The organism is Pantoea allii (genome assembly GCF_046529425.1).
GTDB lineage: Bacteria > Pseudomonadota > Gammaproteobacteria > Enterobacterales > Enterobacteriaceae > Pantoea > Pantoea allii.
In genome coordinates, this window is sequence record NZ_CP125958.1 from 1,449,635 (window position 1) to 1,472,981 (window position 23,347).

Here is a 23,347-nt window from a genome sequence, read left to right on the forward strand (position 1 = left end):
TTACTGACGCTGCAGCAGCGGCTCGCGAACAGACGGGCTCTGCGGCATACGAATCGTCAGTGACAGCAGTAATGACATCACCAATAGCGTCATGATAAGGCTGAACGTTACGGTAAAACCGCCAAACAGTGAGGCGACCAGCGAACCTAAAACGCTGCCAATACCGAATCCCAGATAAATCAGACCATAATTTTTGGTCAAATTATTGAGGCCGAAAAAGTCGCTGACCAGCGAAGGGAAAACGGTAATGGTGCCGCCAAAGCTGAAAGCGATGCAGGCCAGAGACAGGAAAAAGGTGGTTTGATTCATCTGGGTAAACAGTAAAACGCTCATGCCAGCTAACGAAATCAGCTGGGCCAGCGAGATAACCCGGATACGAACCATTTTGTCAGACAGTACGCCCAGCACTAACCGACCACTCAGATTAGCCACGGCAATGACAGTCACCGCGTTAGCCGCCGTCTGGGTGCTGAGATGCACTAAGCCTTCCCCGATATCTTTAGCGACGCCAATCACGTACAGGCCACTCATGCAGGCCGTCAGGAACATCAGCGCCAGCATCCAGTACTGCGGCAGGCGCACTGATTCCGCCAGCGTATAGTTGCGGTTTGCCTGATTTTGTACGGTCGACGGGCTTTGCAATGGCGCATCGCGCATCATCAGCGCCCCGATGATCATCATCGTCATGGCCAATAATCCCCAGATAATGAAGGTCTGTTCGAGCCCAAACTTAGCCAGTAGCGCGCCACAGATAAATTTGAACCCCAGGCTTCCCAGTCCGTAGGCACCAATCGCGCAGGCGGATATCACCCCTTTACGTTCAGGAAACCATTTAACGCAGTTTGACAACGTCATCAGGTAGCCTGCGCCATCAGCCAGGCCCAGCAGAATGCCTGCGCTGAGATACAGCATCATCAGGTTATCGGCATGGGAGGTCAGCCATAAACCCAGCGCCATCATCACGCCCGCGCCGATAGTCACCTTACGGACGCCAAAACGTTCCTGAAGTTTGCCAGCCAGCGAAGACGCCACCGCCAGCCCCAGGCTCAGCAACCCAAATGAAAAGGCCACCTCGCTGACCGATGCCGACAGTTTTTGCGACAGCTGACCGTTAAACAAACTCCACGTATACACCGATCCCAGCGCAAACTGGGTAATCACCGTACCGATAAGAGTTAACCAGCGTGTACGCTGGCAGACAGCCTGTTGTGGCTTATTCATGATGTTTACTCCCGATGGGAAACTGGAAACTGCGGCCAGAATAAACCTTAGCCTTGCGCGTGCGGGGAGAAAGGGCATGAATGGAATGCAAAATGGAATGAAATGCCGCGAGAGTGGCATGAATGGCAGGAGCGATAAACGTTACCGGTATAGCTATGTGATGACCTCAGGTAAATAGCAGTAAGGGAATGTTACAAACAGTGCTTTTTTCCGGCAGAGTCAGCGTTTTTTTGCCATGCTAAAAGTTCATTCAACAGGAGGAAATATGAAAGACCGGACATATGAATCCGTCACCAGTGAGGATGAGGTTTGCTGCATTATCGGTCAGGCAGTGATTGAATTGAGCGCAGAGCAGCAGCCTGTCACTAAATCTACGCTGGCGCTGAAATTATTGTCAATGGCGGATCGTGACAGTGACGACGAGCGAGTTCTGCTCTACTGGATTGCGCGTAAGGCAATAAATCAACCACAACATCTTGTCAATCAGCAGCAACAATGGGCATGACGCCCGGACAGGAAAGGGTTCCACGCCCGGTACGGTTCAGCCTGTAGCAAGAGCGTGACAGCGGCTCATGCCTAATGTATGAAAACTGACCGTATCATCATGGTAATGCCAGGGATGGCGTCGATATCCTCAACTTTACCCGTCCTCAGTTTTACCTCTCCTTTCATCTTTAGCTTCTTAACCGGCATTGCTTTTTCGCCCGCGCTTAATCATAACTGCATCACTCTCCCTCGCCCCGGTGGCATTAGCATCGATAAATCCTGCTAACTCTTCCGCTTACCCCAGATGACCATGCTGGCGATGCGTAACAGTGGGCGACGGTAGAGCGATTGGTTAACCGGCGATTAAGTGCCTGCGCGCGCTTCAGCGCGTCATACTCAGACATATTCCGCATGCAGACAGTCACCCTGTCTTGTGAGAATAATAAATTCCTGTTTATTCTGCCGGAGAGGTTTATGTATTCAGTCAGTCTGAAGAGCCTTGGCGTGCTGATGCTCGCCGCCGCTTGCACCTCATGCAGCCCTTCATCCTCTGGTCACATTTCTCCGGGTAAATGTGATATCGAGGGCACTTACCATGTTAATCTCCCGCGCTTTGATGAAACGGCCCAGCAGTTAGCCCATGCTTCAGGCTGTTTTATTGAGACAGATCTGTCGCGAACCGGCGCTGTCCACGTCAATCCGGTGCAGGGAACCATGACCCTCCGGGAAGCGGTCAGTGACGCGATAAAAGGCACCTCGCTTAAGATCGTGGCGCAAAAACCGGACTCGATCACTGTCGAATAATAATGACGAATGAAGGCGGTATGTTCATGCATAAGTTAGCTGCTGTAACCGGGATAATGTTGCTTTTATCGGTATCCGCCTGCTACGCCGGGTCGGGTGGTAATGGGGGCGCAGGTGGCAACGGCGGCAGCCAAAATGGACAGCCTGGCGGTGATGGCCTTGCGGGAAAGAACGGGCAGCGCGGAATGGACGGTTGTCCCGGTGGTACGGCGCGCTCTGCTGATGGTCACTATTATCTGCCTGGCACCCATGAGCGGTGTCATCCGCCATCGACCAGAAAACAGCACCGGCACAAACAGATGGGCGTTGAGAGTGTTTAGGTGAGCCAGCCTGAATGTCGCCCGGGCGCTTAATAAGGTGAGGGAAATGGACGCTGACGCTTTTTTGCCCCTTTCGGGCCAGTTTTACCGCTCGGTGTTGTCAACGAATGCGCACGCCGCTCTCGCCGCGCCTGGGCCGCAAAGCGCAGGACGTTATCACCGACAGGGGCAGCCCGCACTTTATATGAGCCCCATTCCTGAATGGTCCATCATGGCGGTTTCGGGTTATATGCGGGAAGATGGATTAGCGCGTGTGCTTATTCCGCTTCGCGTGAGCGGTGCCAGGGTCATCGATCAGCGGGATAAGGCAGGTTGCCTGCAAATGGGGATAATCCCCGAGGCATCCAACAGCCCCTGGCGAGCAGCGCTGAAGCAAGGGCTGATGCCGTTGTCCTGGGAAAATGCCGATAAGGCAAGGGCGTCAGGCGCACATGGGATCATTGATTGTTCTCGTATCATCCCCGGCGGTTGGCATCTCTGCCTGTTTCGCTGGAATACGCATGACGCGCCCTGTGTTGAAGTGTGCGGAGAACCTGTAACCATTACGCTTTCATCCGACGGGCCTGAGTGGGGATTATAGTGGATTTTCGCCTTATGGCTGCCCAACGCGCCAGCCGAACAGGTTAATTAACGACGATGACCAGGATAGCTACCATGAGAATGCTATGTTACGCCATGCTTTATCTGATCGCTTTTAGCACCTTCGCCGCGTCGGCTGCGCCAGACTATCCGGGATGCGATCTCAACACGCAACATGATGTGCAGGGCAATGTGGGCGGTGCCATTACCGATCCCCGTCAGGCGCATATCTCCGTACGTGCCAATATTCTTCAGGCCGATATTGGTACTGCCCGCAAAGCCCGTCTTCTGACACAACCACAGGCGGAAAAAATGTGGCGGCAGGTTGAGCAGGTGCGAAAAGACACCAATCAATTTGTTAAGAAGCAGGGATTCTTGAGTGCTGGGGAACGGGCCAGTTATGACAGAGCGCTGGATCGCGTGGCATCCCAACTCTGCCGGTTCTGATCACGCGGAATAAAACGCCTGCCTCTGGTCTGATGGCGGCGGCTCTTCTTTATTCTGGCATTGTTGCGTGAATATTCGTCTTGCCGGCCTTTATTCTCAATGCTGCACGCGCACTCGATGATCGCTTCCTGCCAGAACGGGAATATTCACCCCGGCAAACCTGTTTTCCCCTGTGAAAAAGACAGAAACAGAAGCGAGTGGTTTTATTTGTCGGTGCGGACTGCTTTTTCAGGGGGAGGCCGGGATAAACGCGCATCAACCCAGACCGCTCCCGGCTGAGGGTGATATTGAGAGGTGTTACAACGCTGGAAACAGAATGGCCACGATAAACACCCTGTTGGGCGGCTTCCACTTTACGTTCAGCGGGACAGCGCTTACCGCCCATGGCGACGTGTTTTTAAGCCATGTTAAATCACGCTGAGGTGGCGGTTAAATGCGCTACGATTCCCCCGTATCCGGCTGAGCCACATTATGCAGAACCATGGCGGCGGCACCGAATGCGACGGTATCCGTAGCTGAGATATCCGGCAGGCAGATTTCAGGTTGCACGACATGAGTGTCATTTAAGGTATCTAACGCGGAAAAATCGAGCCAGATAGCAAGCCGTTGACGCACGACCTGCGGCAGTGTGCCCCCAAGATAGATAGCCGCTGGCGCAAGGACAGCGTTTAGCATAAAGCCCAGGCGTGCGATTTCCGGGCCTGTGCGTTCAATCCACCCGTCGAGAACCGATACGTTTTCGCTCAGGAAACGGTGCCAGACGGCTTGTGAACGACCATCCGGTATCTGGCCGAGGTGATTTTTGCACCAGGCAGCAAGGTCAGTAAAAGAGGGCCGTGGTCTTTCGAGTGGAAGTAACAGGCCAATTTCGCCCGCATTGCCAAGATGACCGCGATAGCGTTGTTTGCCCAAAATAATGCCGCTGCCGATGCCTTCTGACAGATAGAGATAGACAAAGTCTTGATGATTAGCCGCATTACCGAGCGCCATCTCGCCCATTGCTGCAGCATTGGCATCATTTTCGATCAACACCGGACAGCCCAAAGCCTGCCGGATGGACTCATACAGCCCGGGTTCATCCCAGGAAGTCACTTCGGGGGCCAGATGGAGAGGCGCAACACCGCGTTGAAACCGTGTCGGCATGGCGATGCCTGCACCAATCAGTAAACGATGCGGTATGTGATTTCTCTCCAGCAGCGTTTTGTGACCCTCCTGCATCGCTGACCGAGCCTCGGCAAAGGTTTCATAGAGGCCGATCAGTTCAATTTCATCGACCAACTTGCCTTTGAAATCAAGCAGCATCAGCGTGATAGAAAAGCGGCTGGCATGAATCCCTATGGCATAACCGATTGCGGAATTAAGCGTAAGATCGATGTGCGGTGCGCCCCGGCCAGACGGACGACGAGCTCCTTCGACGACGATACCTCGCTTGATGAGATCGCGGGTCATCATGCTCACCGCCGCCGCTGTCACGCCACAACAATCGGCGATTTCAGCACGCGATGCAGAGTCGTTGCGACGAAGATAACGTAACACGGCAGACTGCGTTGTACCGATTCCTTCCCAATGCTTCGATGAAGTCAATTCATCTTCTCCCGGTCATTTTCACATGGTCATGAACTTGTCATTTAAATAAATTAACTTACTTAAATAATAGGCACAACGGGAATAAAAACCATGTCGAAAAAATTGACTGTCCTCGCCACCTTGGTGATTTCCGCGCTGTGTGGCGGCCTTGCCCACGCCGAGGAGATAACCATCAAGCTCTCCACGCTCGCCGAGCGGAGTGCTCCCAACCGCATCACCAATATCGAAGATGCCGCCGACATCATGAACAAGCAATTTAAGGCTGCGGGTGTCGACAAGCATATTGTGGTTCAGGCCAACAGCAGTGCTGTCAAAGGCTGGGACGACTTTGCCATGGACATGCTGAAGGCAATGTCCGTCGGCCAGGGACCGGATATCTATGTGCTGCCCCATGAGTGGATCGGTCAGTTTGCTAAGGACGGTTATGCCATGCAAATGAACGATAAGATCGCCGCTGCACCGTGGGTTTATAGCGATATCCTGCCTGTGCTGTGGGAATCGGCGAAAGCAAAGGATGGAAAGATCTACGGCATACCGCAGGATGCTGAAATACGGATGTTTTTTTACAACAAAGATATGTTGAGAAAAATCGGCAAGGATGAAGCCTTTATTAACGCTATTCCGGCCAGGGTTGAGTCCGGTGATTTTACACTCGACGATCTGACCGCACTTGCCAAAGAAGTCGTGGACGGCAAAGCAGCCCAATATGGCATGCTGCACCGCCCGAACGTCGGTATTGATTATCTTATGGTCTTTCAGTCTTACGGCGTGAAATTCATGGATGAGAAGACCGGTAAACTCATGTTTCCTAAGGCTGAAATGGCCGACGCCCTTGGGTGGTATGCGCGTAATGCGAAGCAGGGGGTTACCCCTGTCGATAATACGGCGATGAGTTGGGATGCCATTCAGGGGGCATTCAAACAGGAGAAGGCATTTATCTTTCACCAGGGTGTCTGGGCGGTGGCCTGGCAGGTGGGAGACAAAAATGGGGCGGTCTGGCCGTCAGACAAAGAGGGTTATTTTCATAAGATAGGCTGGATTCCGGCCCCGGCGGCCAAAAAGGGCGGTCAGCCTTCAAACCTGTCGCATCCGCTTCTCTATACGGTGAATGCCAAAAGTAAAAATGCCGATATTGCTGCCGAACTCGTCGCACTGGCAACCTTACCCTATTTCAACAACGAGCATGCTGTGACCTCCTATCATACGGCCATCAGCAACGCGCAAACGGCGATGCCGAAATACCGGGATAACTGGGTGCTGTCAGCCGCCTCGCCAATGATGGCGCATGCGAAGTTCGTGCCCAATCACATTCAGTTTGGCAGCTATAACAAGGTGCTGTTCAGCGGTCTTCAGGCCGTTGAGACAGGGAAAATGACCGCAAAACAGGCGGTTGATTTTATCGCTGAAGAGCTTGAACTGCAGTTCGGCGACGATATTGAGATTCGCGCCTCTGTCGCCAAAAAATAGTGTTTAGCCCGTCGGGTGTCGCGCTTAGCGTGATCGTTAATATTTAAGGAGATGAGGTCATGTCTCAGTTCCAGCCTCGGGCGCACCGGCCAGCCCGACCCGTTTTCTATCTCGCGCCTGCTATCGCGTTGTTGGTCGTCTTTTTCCTGGCGCCCATCATCGTCAATACTGTCATCGCCTTTACCGATATGGGCGCGGATCTTCGGGTCGGCCAATTTACACTGCAGAATTTCGAGCGGATCGTGTCACGCGATGCGCGCATTCCTGGCGTGCTCCTGACGACGCTGATCTACGTCACGGCGACATTGTTTATTTTCAATGTCGGGCTGGGTGCCCTGTTGGCCATAACGTCGACGGCCATCCCCGACAGACTCGGTAATCTGTTTCGCGGTCTCTGGCTGTTGCCACGCATGTCACCGGCCGTACTCTACAGTATTCTGTGGATATGGGTTGCCGATCCCACGCCGTCCGGTTTGCTTAATCAGGTAACCGGGTCTTTAGGCCTGCCGCCTGTGAATTTGCGCAATGATTTCCCCTTGTTTCTGATCGTCGTGGCGAATGGGTTAGTGGGGGCATCTTTTGCCATGGTCATTCTGACGTCATCAATTCGCTCCATCCCCTCACATCTCGCCAATGCGGCGCGGATAGACGGGGCGAGCGAATGGGGCGTGCTGCGTTATGTGGTGATCCCCGCGCTGTCTCAGCCCATTCGATTTATCACGATCTATCAGGGCCTCTCCCTGATGACCACCTACGAATACATTCTGCTCATCACCGGAGGCGGCCCTGTCTACGATTCCACGCCGTATGCGCTCTATATCTACCGTCGTGCCTTTGAAAATGGGGCTTACGCCTATGGCGCGGCGCTGGCGCTTGGTTTGATGGTGATTGGCGTGGCCGCGACCTTAGTGCAATGGCGTGTTAGTAATATGCGCGCGACCTTTGCCGCGCCGAAAATCGAGGTATTGTGATGTCACGCGTACAAACCACAGCGGTTGCCCAATCGAAATGGGCGCGTCTTGAACGTCGAGGCACCGTCAATCGTGTCGGCTTCCTGTCTGCGGTCATTCTCTTCCTGACGATTATTTCGGTCCCGATTCTGCTGCCTTACCTCTGGCTCCTGGCAAAATCCCTGACCACCTCTGATGAGTCCGTCAGCCGGCTTGTGCTTTGGCGCACCAGCGCCATTGCGGGCGTGGCTTATTTCGGGGCGATCGTGCTTGCCTTTCTGGCAGATCGCCTGCGCAGACCGATATTGTCCTGGACTGCGCTCGGTATCATTGTGCTGCTCCTCGTGATGATTTTCCTGATGCCCCATATGACAGTGCACAACTACCGTTTTCTGTGGAACCGGGATATTGCGAATACCGGCACAACGCGCGTGGAGCTGATGCCGTCGGCCTGGACGGCACTGGGTAGCTCCCTGATCTTTGCCGTCTCCCAAACGCTGATTGTGACGATCGTCGCGACGCCAGCAGCCTACGCGTTATCGCGCTTTGCCTTTGCCGGTCGGGAAAATTTCCTTCGCGGTTTGCTTCTGTTACATGCTTTTCCCGCGCTGGCCCTGACCATCGCTATCTTCATCCAGCTTCACTATATGGGCCTGCTCAACCATCTCTCCGGCGTGGTGATGGTGATGAGTGCGCTGGAGCTGCCCTACGCGATCTTCGTCCTTAAGGGCTTTTTTGACGGCGTGCCCTGGGATATTGAGATGAGTGCGGTGACAGATGGCGCGACCCGCTTCCAGGCCTTTCGCCTGGTGGTTCTGCCACAGGTGCGTAGCGGGCTGATTGCGATTGCTACCTTTACCTTTTTGCGCGGTTGGGAGGAGTACGTTTTTGTCCAGACGCTACTTATCGACAAAAGCCAGATGACCATGAGCCTCTACCTTTTCTTTGTTGCACAGGATAATACGGGCGCAGATTACGGCATGATCGCCGCCGTCGGCATCATCTACTTACTTCCCGTGCTTGTTCTCTACACCTTCACGCAGAAATACATCACCCAAATGAGTTTTGGCGGTATTAAGGGATAATTGTCATGGCCTCGATCACGCTCAACAATGTCACCAAAAACTGGGGTGAGACCCAGGTCCTGAAACCGATGAATCTTGCCATTGAGAACGGTGAATTCGTTGCCATTCTCGGCCCATCCGGATGTGGTAAGTCGACGACGCTGTTTCTTCTGGCGGGGCTTTATGCGCCGAGCAGCGGTGAGATCGCGTTTGACGGGCACAATGTCAATCGCATTGATGCCCGCGATCGTAATGTCGGTATCGTCTTCCAGTCTTATGCGCTTTACCCAAACCTGACGGTGCGCGACAACATCGCCTTCCCGTTACGTTTTAAAAAAATCGATAAGGACCAAATGGCCCGGCGCGTGGAAGAGGCGGCTACTCTTGTGCAAATAAGCGCGCTGCTCGATCGACGCCCATCGCAGCTTTCAGGTGGGCAGCAACAACGCGTGGCGCTTGCCCGGGCACTGGTCAAGGAACCGAATATCCTGTTACTTGACGAGCCGCTTTCTAACCTTGACGCAACACTCCGTATCACCATGCGCACGGAGCTCAAGAATCTTCAGAAACGCCTCGGCTTCACCACCTTGATCGTCACCCATGACCAGTTGGAAGCCATCACGATGGCCGATCGGATCATCTGTATGAATCATGGCGAGATAGTCCAGATCGGCACGCCAGACGACCTTTACAGGCGTCCGGACGATCTCTTTGTTGCAGGATTCATCGGCTCACCGCCCATGAACCTTGTGAAGGGACAGGCACTTGGCCGTTTTCTGCAATTAGGACAATCATCCTTTGAACTGAATCACGGATACGATGGCCCCGTTTGTTTCGGTCTGCGTCCGGAGGATATCAACCTGGTTGCCGCCGATCATGCGCCTCTCTGTGGTGACGTTATCATCGTTGAGCCGATGGGACGTGAAGTTTTCTACACGATTGACACGCCAGCCGGCATTCTCCGCGCGCTGGAATATGGTGAAGCGGTGCGTCATGCGACCGGTTCCCGGATCGGTATCGCATGTCAACCCGAACTGACCCTTATCTTCAATGCTTCTGGTAAACGCATCGTCGATCTTCATGCCAACCTCTCGGTATTCTGCCACCCCAGCAAACATGTTTATGCTGGCTAGCTAACAGGAAAATACGTTAATGACCCGAGTCGTATCACACCGTGGTGCCAACCATTTTGCACCAGAGAACACCTTCTTTTCCGCAGACCTGGCGCTTGAGCAGGGGGCCGATTACATTGAGCTGGATGTGCGAGAGAGCGCAGACGGTGTACTCTACGTTATCCATGACGAGACCCTGGATCGCACGACGAACGGCACGGGCCTCGTTGGTCATGCCTTGTCGCGCGATATTGATGCACTGGATGCAGGAAGCTGGTTCGACGACCGCTTTAAAGGTGCCATTGTGCCGCGGCTTGATGACTACCTTGAACATCTGCGCGGTCGCGCGGGTGTCTATATTGAGCTGAAATACTGCGATCCACTCAAAGTGGCTGCGTTAGTCCGGGATCTCGGTATGGTGCGCGACACGTTCTTCTTTTCGTTTTCCGACGCGATGCGCACTGGCCTTCAGGCTGTGGCACCGGAGTTTCGCAAAATGATGACCCTCGATATCGCCATGTCTCCCTCTCTTGTTGCACCCCTGCATCATGGTTCTATCATCGAGGTGAACGTTGAGCAGATGCGTAATCCCGGAATCCTTGAATCAAGCCGTAAGGCTGGCCTTGAGATCATGGTTTATTACGGTGGTGACGACATAAAGGTTCATCAGGAAATAGCGTCTGCGGGGGTAGATTATATCAACCTCAACCGCCCGGATATTTTCAGCACCACACGGCGTTAGTTTGCTGGGGCCCGCTGCCAAACGATACTAATCGCTCGCGTCACCAATGTGATTTGCACGATTTTATCAGGGGATGGATGGGAAGTTTTAAAATATTACCTTAATCTGGCTCATCACTATTGAGCAGGCAATGTTACCGAATTCTGTCTGTCGATGATGCCATTCAGTTTATCGACGCGTTCAGATCGCTGAAAAGTGAGTTGCGCCGCTCCCTGCTTATTGCCGCCTGGACGGTTGTTGTTCCCGATCGTCCAGGCACCTGGTGCCTGAGATTTACCTGTCACAGGCACTGGCATGAAAAAGGTGAAGAGCCCAGTGGTGATCGTTACTCTCCTTCAATAAAAATAAATAACCCCCAGGTTAACGAAAAGAGAATTATGAAAGTATGACCATGTCTTCATATTTTCCCGAGCGCAGTCGCATCCTGATTATTATTTTTGTTAAAACTAAAATTAAATATTTCACATTGTGGTCGGGATTTTTCGGGATTCAATCCCTAAGCTAAATTGATCACTTACTGAACACCCTTGTCCCATGCGGCATGAAAGGGTTATTAATTAAAAGTCATATAAATCAAAAAGATGATATAAAAATGTTAAGCCTGATTATTGTAACGTTTTGTTACACTTTTTCATTTACTGTCATGTGTTTAACCTTCTTACACTCTGTCCGTTGGCGTTTATCCGAATGTTTTCCATCGCAGATAAACGCTCAACAATACAGTGTCGACATGCTGGTGAATGGAATGCACCCGCTTTTGATTCCGAGTTTTTATTCTCGTCGGATGACGTGAACCGGGACGTTGTTCTTGCTGGGTTTGCTATTCTTATTAATTTCTCGCTGGCATTGACCGTTTCTATAACGCAATAGAACAGGGACAGCCATGTCTAATTCTTCCTATCAGTCCGAAATTCCGAAAGCACGTATTAATCTAAAACTTGAACTGCATACCGGTGGCGCGAGCAAGAAAACAGAGCTCCCCCTGAAATTACTGGTTGCGGGTGATTTCAGTCATGGCAAGGAGACCGCACCGTTATCCGAGCGAAAAAAAGTTAATCTGAACAAAAATAATTTCGACGCCGTACTTTCCGAATATTCCCCAGAAGTCAATCTTACCGTTCAAAACACGCTTGCCGGTGACGGTAGCGAAGAAAATATCCGTCTGACATTTCAGAGCATGAAAGATTTCTCTCCGGAACAGGTGTCCCGACAAATACCTCAACTGAAAGCCATGCTTTCCATGCGCAATTTGCTTCGTGATTTAAAGGCCAACCTGCTGGACAACCAGACTTTCCGAAAAGAGCTGGAAAACATTCTGCTCGATCCGGCATTAAGTGCCGAACTTCGGTCTGAGCTGTCTGCTCTGGCCCCGAAACAGCCCTAACGGTCAGAGTGTTTTGACGGATTAATAACGGATTAATAAGGAAGATGTTGATGTCTGTAAAAAATGAGAAGGCTGCGGGTGGCGAAAGCGTGGTACTGGAACGCCCAGCCGCGGGTGGGGTTTATGCGTCCCTGTTTGAAAAAATCAATCTGAACCCGGTGTCTGAGCTGAGCGCACTGGATATCTGGCAGGATGCACAGGCGATGTCGGATGCAACGGCGGATGAACGTCTGACCGCCGGCATGCAGGTGTTTCTGGAATGCCTGACAAAATCTGGTTCAAAAGTTGAGAAACTCGACAGAAACCTGATTGACCATCATATCGCCGAACTGGATCACCAGATCAGCCGTCAGCTTGATGCCGTCATGCATCACGATGCTTTTCAGGCGGTGGAAAGTCTGTGGCGCGGCGTGAAATCCCTGGTCGATAAAACCGATTTCCGCCAGAACGTGAAAGTTGAACTGCTGGATATGTCGAAAGAAGACCTGCGTCAGGACTTTGAAGACAGCCCGGAAATTATCCAGAGCGGACTGTATAAACACACTTACATTGATGAATATGACACACCGGGTGGCGAACCGATTGCCGCGCTGATCTCCGCCTACGAATTTGATGCCTCTGCACAGGATGTGGCCCTGTTGCGCAATATTTCGAAAGTCTCTGCCGCAGCACATATGCCGTTTATCGGCTCCGCAGGTCCGAAATTTTTCCTCAAGGACGCCATGGAGGAGGTGGCGGCCATCAAGGATATCGGCAACTACTTTGACCGCGCGGAATACATCAAGTGGAAATCCTTCCGCGAAACCGATGATTCCCGCTATATCGGTCTGGTGATGCCGCGTGTACTGGGCCGTCTGCCGTATGGCCCGGATACCACGCCGGTCCGCAGCTTCAACTATGTCGAAGAGGTGAAAGGCCCGGATCACAACAAATATCTGTGGACCAACGCCTCGTTTGCCTTTGCCGCGAATATGGTACGCAGCTTTATCAACAACGGCTGGTGCGTCCAGATTCGTGGCCCACAGGCGGGCGGTGCCGTTCAGGACCTGCCTATCCATCTGTACGATCTGGGCACCGGTAATCAGGTGAAGATCCCGTCTGAAGTGATGATCCCGGAAACCCGCGAATTTGAATTCGCCAACCTGGGTTTCATTCCGCTGTCGTACTACAAAAACCGTGACTACGCGTGCTTCTTCTCGGCGAACTCCACCCAGAAACCGGCGCTGTACGATACAGCGGATGCGACCGCCAACAGCCGTATCAATGCCCGTCTGCCCTACATCTTCCTGCTGTCACGCATCGCCCATTATCTGAAACTGATCCAGCGTGAAAATATCGGTACGACCAAAGACCGTCGTCTGCTGGAGCTTGAGCTGAACACCTGGGTTCGCAGTCTGGTCACGGAGATGACCGATCCGGGCGATGAGCTGCAGGCGTCTCACCCGCTGCGTGACGCGAAAGTGGTGGTGGAAGACATCGAAGACAATCCGGGCTTCTTCCGCGTGAAACTCTTCGCGGTGCCGCATTTCCAGGTAGAAGGCATGGACGTCAACCTGTCACTGGTTTCCCAGATGCCGAAGGCGAAATCGTAACGAAAGGCAGGAAGCCGATGAAAACGGAACAACCGTTATGGGGCAGGGGCATTATGATCTCTCCCCAGCACTTCCAGCAACAGGTCGCGTATGCGGCCTGGTCTGCCGAAGGTATCGCCCGAATGGGATTATCACAGCCCTGGGGCGTGATCAATGTCGCTTTTGAACCGGAAACACTGAAACTGGGCCGCCTGCAGGCCAGCCATCTGCACATCCGCTTTCCGGACGGGACGCTTATCGACACGGATAATGCTGACGACCTGCCTCCGGTACTGGCGCTTGAGGGGGAATCACAGGAGGTCGTGGTGGTTCTGGCACTTCCGCTGCTGCGGGCGAATGGCGGTAACTGCCTTAAACCTGATGAAGTGGCCGAGCGTCCTGTGCGTTATCGCCAGCGCTGGCGGGATGTCCGCAATACGTTCGGAGACGATATCCGCCAGATTGCGGTGATGCAACCCGAGCTGACGCTGCGGTTTAGCCATCAGAACAACAGCGATTACCTGACCTGTCCGGTCGCGCGCCTGCAGCAGGATTCGCAAGGATTGTGGCAACGTGATGAGACGTTTCTGCCCCCCCTTCTGACCATTCAGGGCAGCCACTGGCTGCTGACCCAGTTGGAGCAGCTGATGACCCAGTTGCGTGCCCGACTGAGTCGTCTGATGGCAATGCGTCGTGAAAGCAATGAGCGGATGGCCGATTTTGCCGTGGCCGACGTGTCCCTTTTCTGGCTGCTGAATGCCCTGAATAGCGCCGAGCCGGTGCTCGGACAGTTTCAGCGCCACCCGCAAAGCCCGCCTGAGCGCCTGTATCTGGAACTGGCACGACTCGCTGGCAGCCTGCTGACTTTCTCGCTGGAGCACCAGGTGAGTGCAATCCCGGTCTGGCAGCATGAGCAACTGAATCACGTCTTCCCGCCGTTGTTTGATTTACTGGGCGATCTGCTGGAAGCCAGCCTGCCGTCGCGGGTGGTGGCGATTGCGCTTGAGCATGATGCCCGACTTCACGTCTGGCAGGCCCGGCTGCACGATCCACGTTTGCGTGAAGGGGCGGATTACTATCTGTCCGTGCGTTCACCGATTCCGGTGGCACAGTTGCAGGAACAGTTCCCGCGCCAGTGTAAGGTCGGCAGTCCCGATCATGTCAGGAGTATCGTCAATTCATCGCGGGTGGGCGTACCTCTGACGCCACTGCGTCATGTGCCTGCCGCCATTCCACTGCGTCTGGAAAACCAGTATTTCAGCCTTGATGTCTCTCATCCTCTGGCCAACGACATGCTCCAGAGCGGCACCTGTATGTTTTATGTTCCAGGCATGCTCGGCGAGCCTGAACTTGAACTCTTTGCGGTACTAAGAACATGAGTGAGGGTAAACGCGGCGCTGCCGCGTCCATTGATATTGATGCCCTGCTGCAGGATACCTGGCTACAGGTGGTCAGCCTGCGGCACGGCCCGAAATTTCAGGATGGAGAAGGGCGAACGCTGTGGGAGCGTTGCATCGCTGATGTCGAGCGTGTGCAGCGTGAGCTGAAAGCGAGCGAACTTGATGAAGCCAGCTGTCAGCACATCCTCACTGCACAGTGTGCGTTGCTTGATGAGGCGGTCAAAGGTCGCGGTGTGGAGGATGACGCCTGTGTGCAGTGGTATCACATTCCTCTGCAGGGGCACTTCCTCGGCACCATGGACGCCGGCGATACGCTGTGCGATCGGATGCGCGAAGTGCTGCGTGAACCGGCGCCTGACCATGCTGTCGTGACCTGCTTCCAGCGAGTCATGATGCTGGGATTCCTCGGCAGTTTCCGCTCTCTAAACGACCCTGAGCGCCAGAAACTCGTTAACGCACTCAGTGAATATGTCACACCGTTCAGCTATCCACAAAACCATCCGGTACTGGCGGAAAGCCATATCGGACGAGGAATGGGCGGCGTGCTGGCGTCATGGCCCGTGCGTATCGGCCTGAGCGTGGTGGTGGTTGCCGCACTCTGGTGGGGACTGGATCACTGGCTGGATCAGATGCTGCTGACTCTGTTGCCGGGGGCCGTGAAATGAGTCCTGCACAACAGCGTGGGCTTGCGCTGTGGGCCGCCGTGCTGAGCGCGGCGGTATGTCTGAGTTTTTTACCGGTATCCAGATGGGGATCTGTACTTGTCCTGCTGGCGATGCTGGGGCTTATCCTGGCGTTCTGGACTGTCGCCAGTCGTCGCGCGGAGCACAACGTTACCCTGCCTCTGGATGATCTTCCGGAAGCCACTTACCGTCAGCCCGTTGTGCTGGTGTGTGGCGATCTGCCGCTGGCCTGGCCGCAGCCGTCACCGGTGCTCACTGTCACGCAGGGATGCTGGATTCGCGTGGCGGATGGTCAGGATCTTGAGCAGGTAGCCCGTAAAGTACTGTGGCTGCGTCCTGACTGGGGACGTCAGCTGTCGGTGATGGTCAGCGTCTGTCCGCAGAAACACGCAGACAGCGAAGCCCTGACCTGTTGCCTGCTGGCCCTGCGCTGGCAAATCAGCCAACTGCGTAAAGAGACCGGCCATGCAGTGCCGCTGATTCTGAATGGTCAGATCGGCAGCGCGATGACGACTAACCCGCTCTGGCAGGCGGCTATCCCGGGAGAAGGGGTGAGAGTCTGGCGCGAATCTTCAGCACCGGCCTCAATCGCGGCATGGATCACTACCGGCGGAACGCCTGCGATGCAGCAGCAGGTGCTGATGAACAGCCTGATGAGCTGGTTCCATCAGCATGTCAAAGCTGTCTTTATGGATGAAAACCCCGATGTTCCTGTCATGGCACCTACTGCGGTGCTGTGGGGAATGGGGCCGATTCTGGTCGGAAGCCTGGCTACATCGGCCTGGACGGCATGGCTTTCCCGTCACACTGGGATGCAGCAGGTGAAGGGCTGGCAGCCGGTGGGAACCGACAGCACGGGTATTTCCCCGTTCCCGGATTTTATCCTGCCGCTGCTGCCAGAAGGGCAAGGACTGACGCCACGTGGGAGAGCCTTCCGTTGGGCGCTCGGGATGTTCACTGTGGCGGCGATTGCTTCGTTGCTCAGCAGTGGCTGGAACAATCGCCAGCTATTGCAACGCGTAAGCTTCGATATTGCCCGCTATGACCGTATCCCGATGCATGATGTCGCACCCAAAGCCGCTGCCGTTGCTGTCCTGCGTAACGATGCGGCAGAACTGGATAGCTGGGCGCGCAATGGTGAGCCGATCCGAATGAGCCTCGGTCTGTATCGGGGCGAGCGCCTGCGAATGCCCGTGCTGGATGCGATCCGTTCGTATGTGCCGCCGCCCCAGCCGTCTGGACCACAGCCATCCGCACCACAGCCGACACCCAAAACTGAACCAAAAATCGTGCGCCTCAACAGTATGTCGCTTTTCGACTCGGGTAAGTACGACCTCAGGCCCGGCTCCACCAAAATGCTGGTGAACTCGCTGGTCGGCATCAAAGCGAAGCCGGGCTGGCTGATTGTTGTGTCCGGCCATACCGATAACAGCGGTAACCCGAAGATCAACCAAACACTGTCACTGAAACGTGCCGAAGCGGTGCGCGACTGGATGCGTGACACCGGCGACGTGCCGGAAAGCTGTTTTGCGGTGCAGGGCTATGGCGAAAGCCGTCCGATCGCAACCAACGACACCCCGGATGGGCGCGCGCTCAACCGCCGTGTCGAAATCAGTCTGGTACCACAGGCCAATGCCTGCCAGGTACCGGGCCACACCCAGGCGTCATCTCAGGATGATGGCGCATCACTACACAATGGAGAGTAATTCCATGGCAATTCCTGTTTATCTCTGGCTGAAAGACGACGGCGGCGCGGACATTAAAGGGTCTGTGGACGTTCAGGATCGTGAAGGCAGCATCGAAGTGGTGGCTCAGGAGCATAACCTGTATATCCCGACCGATAACAACACCGGCAAGCTGACCGGTACCCGCATTCACACCCCATTCCTGTTCACCAAGGAGATCGACTCCTCCAGCCCGTATCTCTACAAGGCGGTGACCACCGGCCAGACCCTCAAGTCTGCGGAATTCAGGTGGTACAAGATCAACGATGCGGGCCAGGAAGTGGAGTACTTCAACACCAAACTGGAAAACGTAAAAGTGGTGAAAGTGAACCCTGAGATGTACGACATCAAGGACCCTTCTAAAGAGAAGCACAACCACCTTGAGCGCATTGAACTGCGTTACGAAAAAATCACCTGGACCTACAAAGACGGCAACATCATTCATTCCGATTCGTGGAACGAACGCGCCACGGCGTAAGCCTGATGCGGGCAGGGCGACTTGTCCGCAGTTTTTCTGAGTGCCTGCCCGGCGGGTACTGAGCAAAACATCCTACAACCGAGAAATCTGACCTGATGCGCTTAGGTTCCTGACCACAGGAAAGCGATGGGCGGTAGCGTGCCTGAAGGTCTTCAGAGAGCGAGTTTAAAAACATGGAAAACCCGGCAATCCTTCTTCGACGTCTCAACCCTTACTGCGCCCGCGCGATGGAAGGGGCTGCCTCTCTGTGTCAGACCCGCGCCCATGCAGAAATCCTGCCGGAGCACTGGCTGTTGAAGTTGTTCGAACAGGGGGAAGGTGACCTGACGGTGCTGGCCCGCCGTTACGAGTGGGACATGGACAGCATCTGGCAGGATTTACTCGGCTGGCTGGATAAACAGCCGCGCTCCGTGCGCCACCGACCGCAGCTCTCCGATAATATCCAGTCGCTGATGCAGGAAGCCTGGCTGATTGCCTCGCTTAACGGTGAAGAACAGATCCGAAGTCACCACCTGCTAATGGCGCTGGTTGAAAAACAGAATTTGGTACGCTGTGATGGTCTGTGGCCGCTGCTGACCCTGGGGCAAAGCCAGCTTGAACGCCTGCGTCCGCTGCTGGACGCACAGTCAGACGAACGCCCGCAAGTGCAGCAGGAAGCCGAACTGGCGCAGAGACACGGCGGGGAGGTTGAATTTGTGGTTCGCCCGGCTGGCGAGGACGTGAAGGAAGGCGAACTGAACCCAGCGTTACAGAACGCACTGGATAAATTCACTCTCGACGTCACAGCCAAAGCCAGAGAGGGCAAAATCGATCCGGTGTTTGGGCGTGATACGGAAATCCGCCAGATGGTGGATATTCTCTCCCGCCGCCGCAAGAACAACCCGATCCTGGTGGGTGAACCAGGCGTGGGGAAAACCGCACTGGTCGAAGGCCTGGGGCTGCGTATTGCCGAGGGCAACGTACCGGAATCGCTCAAACCGGTTATCTTGCGCACCCTTGACCTCGGCCTGTTGCAGGCAGGCGCAGGCGTGAAAGGCGAGTTTGAACAGCGTCTGAAAAATGTCATTGATGCCGTGCAGCAGTCACCAGTGCCGATCCTGCTGTTTATCGACGAAGCCCACACCATTATCGGTGCCGGTAACCAGGCCGGTGGCGCGGATGCCGCCAACCTGCTGAAACCTGCGCTGGCGCGTGGCGAATTGCGCACCATTGCCGCGACAACCTGGTCCGAATACAAGCAGTATTTCGAACGCGATGCTGCGCTGGAGCGCCGCTTTCAGAGGGTGAAGGTGGATGAGCCGGACGATGACACGGCATGTCTGATGCTGCGTGGCCTGAAATCCCGCTATGCCGAACACCACAACGTGCACATCACCAACGATGCGGTGCGTGCTGCCGTTACGCTTTCCCGACGTTACTTAACAGGCCGCCAGTTGCCCGACAAGGCGGTGGATTTACTTGATACCGCGAGCGCCCGCGTGCGCATGAACCTGGACACTGTACCGGAACAGCTGATCCGCATTCGCTCGCAGATGACGTCGCTCGACATAGAGAAGCAGGCGTTGCTGGAGGATATTGCCGTTGGTCATCCGAGCCACGGTGAACGCCTGACGGCGATTGAGCAGGAAGAAGCGCACCTGATGGCGGAACTCGGGGAGCTGGAAACCCGGTACGTTGAGGAGCTGAAACTCACTGAACAACTGATGGAATGCCGCCAGGACACTTCCCGTCAGAGCGAGATGTACAGGCTGCAACAGGCGCTGAACGGCATGCAGCGCAGTAACCCGTTGTTGACGGTGGATGTGGACGTGCGCACCGTAGCGAATGTCATCGCCGACTGGACCGGCGTGCCATTGTCGTCGCTGATGAAAGACGAACAGACTGAACTGCTGGCCCTGGAAAATGAAATCGGTAAACGCGTGGTCGGGCAGGACATGGCGCTCGCAGCCATCGCCCGGCGCCTGCGCGCTGCGAAGACCGGGCTGACGTCCGAAAACGGTCCACAGGGCGTATTCCTGCTGGTCGGCCCGAGCGGGGTCGGTAAAACCGAAACCGCGCTGGCGCTGTCAGACGTGCTGTACGGCGGTGAAAAATCGCTGATCACCATCAACCTGTCGGAGTATCAGGAGCCGCACACCGTTTCCCAACTGAAAGGCTCACCGCCGGGCTATGTCGGTTACGGCCAGGGCGGCATTCTCACCGAAGCGGTACGCAAACGCCCGTACAGCGTGGTGCTGCTGGATGAAGTGGAAAAAGCCCACCGTGACGTGATGAACCTGTTCTATCAGGTGTTCGATCGTGGCTTTATGCGTGACGGTGAAGGCCGGGAAATCGACTTCCGCAACACGGTCATTCTGATGACCTCGAACCTCGGCAGCGACCACCTGATGCAACTGCTCGATGAACAGCCGGATGCCACCGAAAGCGACCTGCACGAACTGCTGCGCCCGATGCTGCGCGACCACTTCCAGCCGGCACTGCTCGCCCGCTTCCAGACCGTCATTTACCGTCCGCTGGCGGAAGCCGCAATGCGTACCATCGTGGAAATGAAACTGGCTCAGGTCAGCAAACGCTTACATCGTCACTACGGGCTGACCACGCACATCGACGAAACACTTTATGACGCACTGACCGCCGCCTGTCTGCTGCCGGACACCGGGGCGCGCAACGTTGACAGCCTGCTCAATCAACAAATTCTGCCGGTGCTGAGTCAGCAGTTGCTGACCCATATGGCGGCGAAGCAGAAACCACGCAAACTGGCACTCGGCTGGAGCGATGAAAAAGGTGTCTCACTGGACTTCAACCGAACTGAAGGAGTGGCCATATGAGCAACAATCCCCCCATAAGATTTAGCCACAACCACCACCTGCTTTCGGTGAAGGGATGTGAAGCCGCGCCTGACGTGCTGGCGTTTGAAGGCGACGAGGCCCTGAGCACGCCGTTCCGCTACCGGATTGAATTCACCTGTACAGACCATGCCATCAGCAAAGAGATGATGCTGATGAAGCCCGGCTCCCTGACGCTGCAGGCCCCGGCTGACACGGGGGTCGGTAGTAAAGTGCAGCAGCCGCTGCGGGTGATTCAGGGCGTGGTGACCGGCTTTGAGCGCCTCAGCACTTCTAAAGAGGAAACCCGCTATGCCCTGACGCTCCGGCCGCGCCTGGCGCTGCTTGACCGTTCGCACCAGAACGCCATCTACCAGGACATGTCGGTGCCGCAGATTGTGGAAAAAATCCTGCGCGGGCGCCACAACATGCGCGGCCAGGACTTTCTGTTCTCGCTCACAAAAGAGTACCCGCGCCGCGAGCAGGTGATGCAGTACGGTGAGGACGACCTGCACTTCATCACCCGCCTGCTGGGTGAGGTCGGTATCTGGTTCCGCTTCACCACCGACACGCGCCTGAACATCGACGTGGTGGAATTCTGCGACGGTCAGCAGGGCTATGAGAAAGGCCTGACGCTGCCGTCGGTGCCGCCGTCGGGGCAGCACTCGCAGGGCGTGGATTCGGTGTGGGGGATGGAGAGTCATCACAGCGTGGTGCAGAAGCAGGTCAGCACCCGGGACTACAACTACCGTCAGGCCACAGAGGATATGAATACTCAGGTTGACGTCACCCGGGGGGACGCGACCACGTACGGGGAAGCGTACCACTATGCTGACAATTATCTGATGCCGGGCAGCGCGTATGAGCGTAATCCGGTGCCCGAGTCCGGTGCATTTTATGCCCGCATCCGGCATGAGCGCTACCTGAACGGCCAGACGCAGACTCATGCCATCACCAGCTGCCCGACCCTCTCTCCGGGTCAGGTGCTGAAAGTCACCGGCGGTTATGAAGTGGCGGAGGTGTTTGCGCAGGGCGTGGTCATCACGGCGATGCACAGCCAGGCGCGGCGGGATGAAGACTTACACGTGCATTTTGAGGGCATCCCGGACAGCACGGATTTTTGCTTCCGCCCGGAGCCGGGCTTACGTCCGGTGATGGCCGGCACCGTACCGGCGCGCGTCACCAGCACCACCGAAAACGACACCTATGGCCACATCGATAAAGACGGCCGCTACCGGGTGAACATGCTGTTCGACCGCGATAACTGGGAAACCGGATTCGAGAGCCTGTGGGTACGCCAGTCCCGCCCGTATGCCGGGGACACCTACGGTCTGCACCTGCCGCTGCTGGCGGGCACGGAGGTGGCGATTGGCTTTGAGGACGGCAACCCGGACCGGCCGTACATCGCAGGCGTGCTGCACGACTCGGCCCACGGTGACCACGTGACCATCCGCAACTACAAACGTAACGTGCTGCGCACCCCGGCGAACAACAAAATCCGCCTCGATGACGAGCGCGGTAAAGAGCACATCAAGATTTCCACCGAATACGGCGGCAAGAGCCAGCTGAATCTCGGACATTTAGTGGATGCTGAGAAGCAGAAGCGCGGTGAGGGTTTTGAGCTGCGGACGGATAAGTGGGGAGCCATCCGGGCACACAAAGGGATATTCATCAGCGCTGATGGCCAGACGAAAGCACATGGTCAGGTGCTGGAGATGGAGGCGGCGCTGAGTCAGCTACAGCTGGCCCTGAACCAGGCGGAGGCCCTGAGCGGGGCAGTGGAAACAGCCAGAGCCGAACTGGCCGATATTCAGGCGCAGAAGGCACTGCTGCAGCAAACCCTTACCGATTTAAAACGGTCCGCGTTGTTACTTTCTGCCCCGGAGGGCATAGCACAGAGCACGCCAAAAAGTGTGCAGCTGTCAGCGGGTGAGAATGTTATCAGCACCAGTGGTAAGCACACGGATTTCAGCGCACTGAAAAGATTCACCGTGGCGGCCGGGGAAAGAGTGAGTTTATTTGCGCAAAAGCTGGGCATCAAAATTTTTGCCAGCAAAGGAAAGGTGGAGATACAGGCGCAGGGGGATGAGATGACGCTGGATGCGCTGAAAGATATCCGTATCAGCAGCAGCGAAGGCAGGCTGGTCATCAGCGCGAAGCAGGAACTTATTCTCACCAGCGGAGGCGGCTATATCCGCATCGCTGAGGGTACTGTGGAGTGCGGGGCACCGGACAAAATTATTCAGCGGGCGGCGGTGTGGCAGAAGTTCGGCGGGCAGAGCATGGTCCAGGCGGCGCAGAGCTGGGAAAGCGCGGATTTTGCCGTGACGCCTAAGGTGGTATGGCCTTATGAAAATACTCCGGTTGCAGGACAGAAGATTAACCTTACGGGGGCAGATGAGGCAGCACAAACACTCACGACCTCCTTTTCTGGTCATGCAGCCACGCAGCGGGGCGTCGCTCCTGAGGTTTTTCAGGCCAGGATAAAGGATGAGGAATAGAC

Annotated in this window: 20 protein-coding genes; 17 read left to right on the plus strand and 3 right to left on the minus strand. The window is 55.3% G+C overall.

Features of this window, described 5'->3' with window-relative positions; all coding sequences use genetic code 11:
- Nucleotides 1-1,221, minus strand: a complete 1,221-nt coding sequence (locus QNH99_RS07135; RefSeq protein ID WP_096012889.1) for an L-lactate MFS transporter — start codon at nucleotides 1,219-1,221, stop codon at nucleotides 1-3.
- 265 nt (nucleotides 1,222-1,486) lie between these two features.
- Between QNH99_RS07135 and QNH99_RS07140 the strand changes: the two genes are divergently transcribed.
- Both QNH99_RS07140 and QNH99_RS07145 read left to right on the plus strand, forming a co-directional pair.
- Nucleotides 1,487-1,726 carry a hypothetical protein gene (locus QNH99_RS07140; protein WP_063880433.1) on the plus strand — a complete coding sequence of 80 codons (240 nt, stop codon included), beginning with the start codon at nucleotides 1,487-1,489 and terminating at the stop codon, nucleotides 1,724-1,726.
- 455 nt (nucleotides 1,727-2,181) lie between these two features.
- Entirely contained in the window at nucleotides 2,182-2,511 is a 330-nt protein-coding gene (locus tag QNH99_RS07145; protein ID WP_063880432.1) for a hypothetical protein, read from the plus strand.
- A gap of 65 nt (nucleotides 2,512-2,576) precedes the next feature.
- Here QNH99_RS07145 and QNH99_RS07150 read toward each other — a convergent pair whose 3' ends face one another.
- Nucleotides 2,577-2,741 carry a hypothetical protein gene (locus QNH99_RS07150; RefSeq protein ID WP_410517482.1) on the minus strand — a complete coding sequence of 55 codons (165 nt, stop codon included), beginning with the start codon at nucleotides 2,739-2,741 and terminating at the stop codon, nucleotides 2,577-2,579.
- 136 nt (nucleotides 2,742-2,877) lie between these two features.
- On the opposite strand from QNH99_RS07150, the gene QNH99_RS07155 reads away from it, so the two are divergent.
- Entirely contained in the window at nucleotides 2,878-3,411 is a 534-nt protein-coding gene (locus tag QNH99_RS07155) for an RES family NAD+ phosphorylase (protein WP_109717602.1), read from the plus strand.
- Between the two features lie 74 nt (nucleotides 3,412-3,485).
- Entirely contained in the window at nucleotides 3,486-3,857 is a 372-nt protein-coding gene (locus QNH99_RS07160) for a hypothetical protein (protein ID WP_410516204.1), read from the plus strand.
- Between the two features lie 438 nt (nucleotides 3,858-4,295).
- Here the strand turns inward: QNH99_RS07160 and QNH99_RS07165 are convergent, their stop codons facing one another.
- Nucleotides 4,296-5,441, minus strand: a complete 1,146-nt coding sequence (locus QNH99_RS07165) for an ROK family transcriptional regulator (protein ID WP_410517483.1) — start codon at nucleotides 5,439-5,441, stop codon at nucleotides 4,296-4,298.
- A gap of 93 nt (nucleotides 5,442-5,534) precedes the next feature.
- On the opposite strand from QNH99_RS07165, the gene QNH99_RS07170 reads away from it, so the two are divergent.
- The 13 genes from QNH99_RS07170 to QNH99_RS07230 all read left to right on the plus strand — a co-directional run bounded on the left by QNH99_RS07170 (nucleotide 5,535) and on the right by QNH99_RS07230 (nucleotide 23,345).
- Nucleotides 5,535-6,911, plus strand: coding sequence for an ABC transporter substrate-binding protein (locus tag QNH99_RS07170; protein ID WP_241567769.1), 1,377 nt, complete (start codon nucleotides 5,535-5,537; stop codon nucleotides 6,909-6,911).
- Between the two features lie 59 nt (nucleotides 6,912-6,970).
- On the plus strand, nucleotides 6,971-7,882 hold the full coding sequence (locus QNH99_RS07175) for a carbohydrate ABC transporter permease (RefSeq protein ID WP_283355884.1): 912 nt from the start codon (nucleotides 6,971-6,973) through the stop codon (nucleotides 7,880-7,882).
- Complete coding sequence (locus tag QNH99_RS07180; protein ID WP_063880425.1) at nucleotides 7,882-8,946, plus strand: carbohydrate ABC transporter permease; 1,065 nt, start codon at nucleotides 7,882-7,884, stop codon at nucleotides 8,944-8,946. The genes QNH99_RS07175 and QNH99_RS07180 overlap by 1 nt, the downstream gene beginning before the upstream one ends.
- Before the next feature lie 5 nt (nucleotides 8,947-8,951).
- Nucleotides 8,952-10,058 carry an ABC transporter ATP-binding protein gene (locus QNH99_RS07185; protein WP_410517484.1) on the plus strand — a complete coding sequence of 369 codons (1,107 nt, stop codon included), beginning with the start codon at nucleotides 8,952-8,954 and terminating at the stop codon, nucleotides 10,056-10,058.
- 19 nt (nucleotides 10,059-10,077) lie between these two features.
- On the plus strand, nucleotides 10,078-10,779 hold the full coding sequence (gene ugpQ / locus QNH99_RS07190) for a glycerophosphodiester phosphodiesterase (RefSeq protein WP_283355883.1): 702 nt from the start codon (nucleotides 10,078-10,080) through the stop codon (nucleotides 10,777-10,779).
- An 883-nt stretch (nucleotides 10,780-11,662) separates the two neighbouring features.
- Nucleotides 11,663-12,163 (plus strand): type VI secretion system contractile sheath small subunit, encoded by a 501-nt coding sequence (gene tssB / locus QNH99_RS07195; protein ID WP_063880421.1) that lies wholly within the window; start codon nucleotides 11,663-11,665, stop codon nucleotides 12,161-12,163.
- Nucleotides 12,164-12,207: 44 nt separating this feature from the next.
- Entirely contained in the window at nucleotides 12,208-13,755 is a 1,548-nt protein-coding gene (gene tssC / locus QNH99_RS07200) for a type VI secretion system contractile sheath large subunit (protein WP_063880420.1), read from the plus strand.
- 17 nt (nucleotides 13,756-13,772) lie between these two features.
- Nucleotides 13,773-15,113: a type VI secretion system baseplate subunit TssK gene (tssK, locus tag QNH99_RS07205; protein ID WP_063880419.1), complete on the plus strand. Its 1,341-nt coding sequence runs from the start codon at nucleotides 13,773-13,775 to the stop codon at nucleotides 15,111-15,113.
- Complete coding sequence (gene tssL / locus QNH99_RS07210) at nucleotides 15,110-15,799, plus strand: type VI secretion system protein TssL, short form (protein WP_063880418.1); 690 nt, start codon at nucleotides 15,110-15,112, stop codon at nucleotides 15,797-15,799. Before tssK ends, tssL begins: the two co-directional genes overlap by 4 nt.
- Nucleotides 15,796-17,523, plus strand: a complete 1,728-nt coding sequence (locus QNH99_RS07215) for an OmpA family protein (RefSeq protein WP_410517485.1) — start codon at nucleotides 15,796-15,798, stop codon at nucleotides 17,521-17,523. Before tssL ends, QNH99_RS07215 begins: the two co-directional genes overlap by 4 nt.
- A 4-nt stretch (nucleotides 17,524-17,527) precedes the next feature.
- On the plus strand, nucleotides 17,528-18,019 hold the full coding sequence (hcp, locus tag QNH99_RS07220) for a type VI secretion system effector Hcp (RefSeq protein ID WP_033758542.1): 492 nt from the start codon (nucleotides 17,528-17,530) through the stop codon (nucleotides 18,017-18,019).
- 173 nt (nucleotides 18,020-18,192) lie between these two features.
- Nucleotides 18,193-20,847, plus strand: a complete 2,655-nt coding sequence (gene tssH / locus QNH99_RS07225) for a type VI secretion system ATPase TssH (protein ID WP_410517486.1) — start codon at nucleotides 18,193-18,195, stop codon at nucleotides 20,845-20,847.
- Nucleotides 20,844-23,345: a type VI secretion system Vgr family protein gene (locus QNH99_RS07230; RefSeq protein ID WP_410517487.1), complete on the plus strand. Its 2,502-nt coding sequence runs from the start codon at nucleotides 20,844-20,846 to the stop codon at nucleotides 23,343-23,345. The genes tssH and QNH99_RS07230 overlap by 4 nt, the downstream gene beginning before the upstream one ends.
- Nucleotides 23,346-23,347 lie beyond the last annotated feature (2 nt).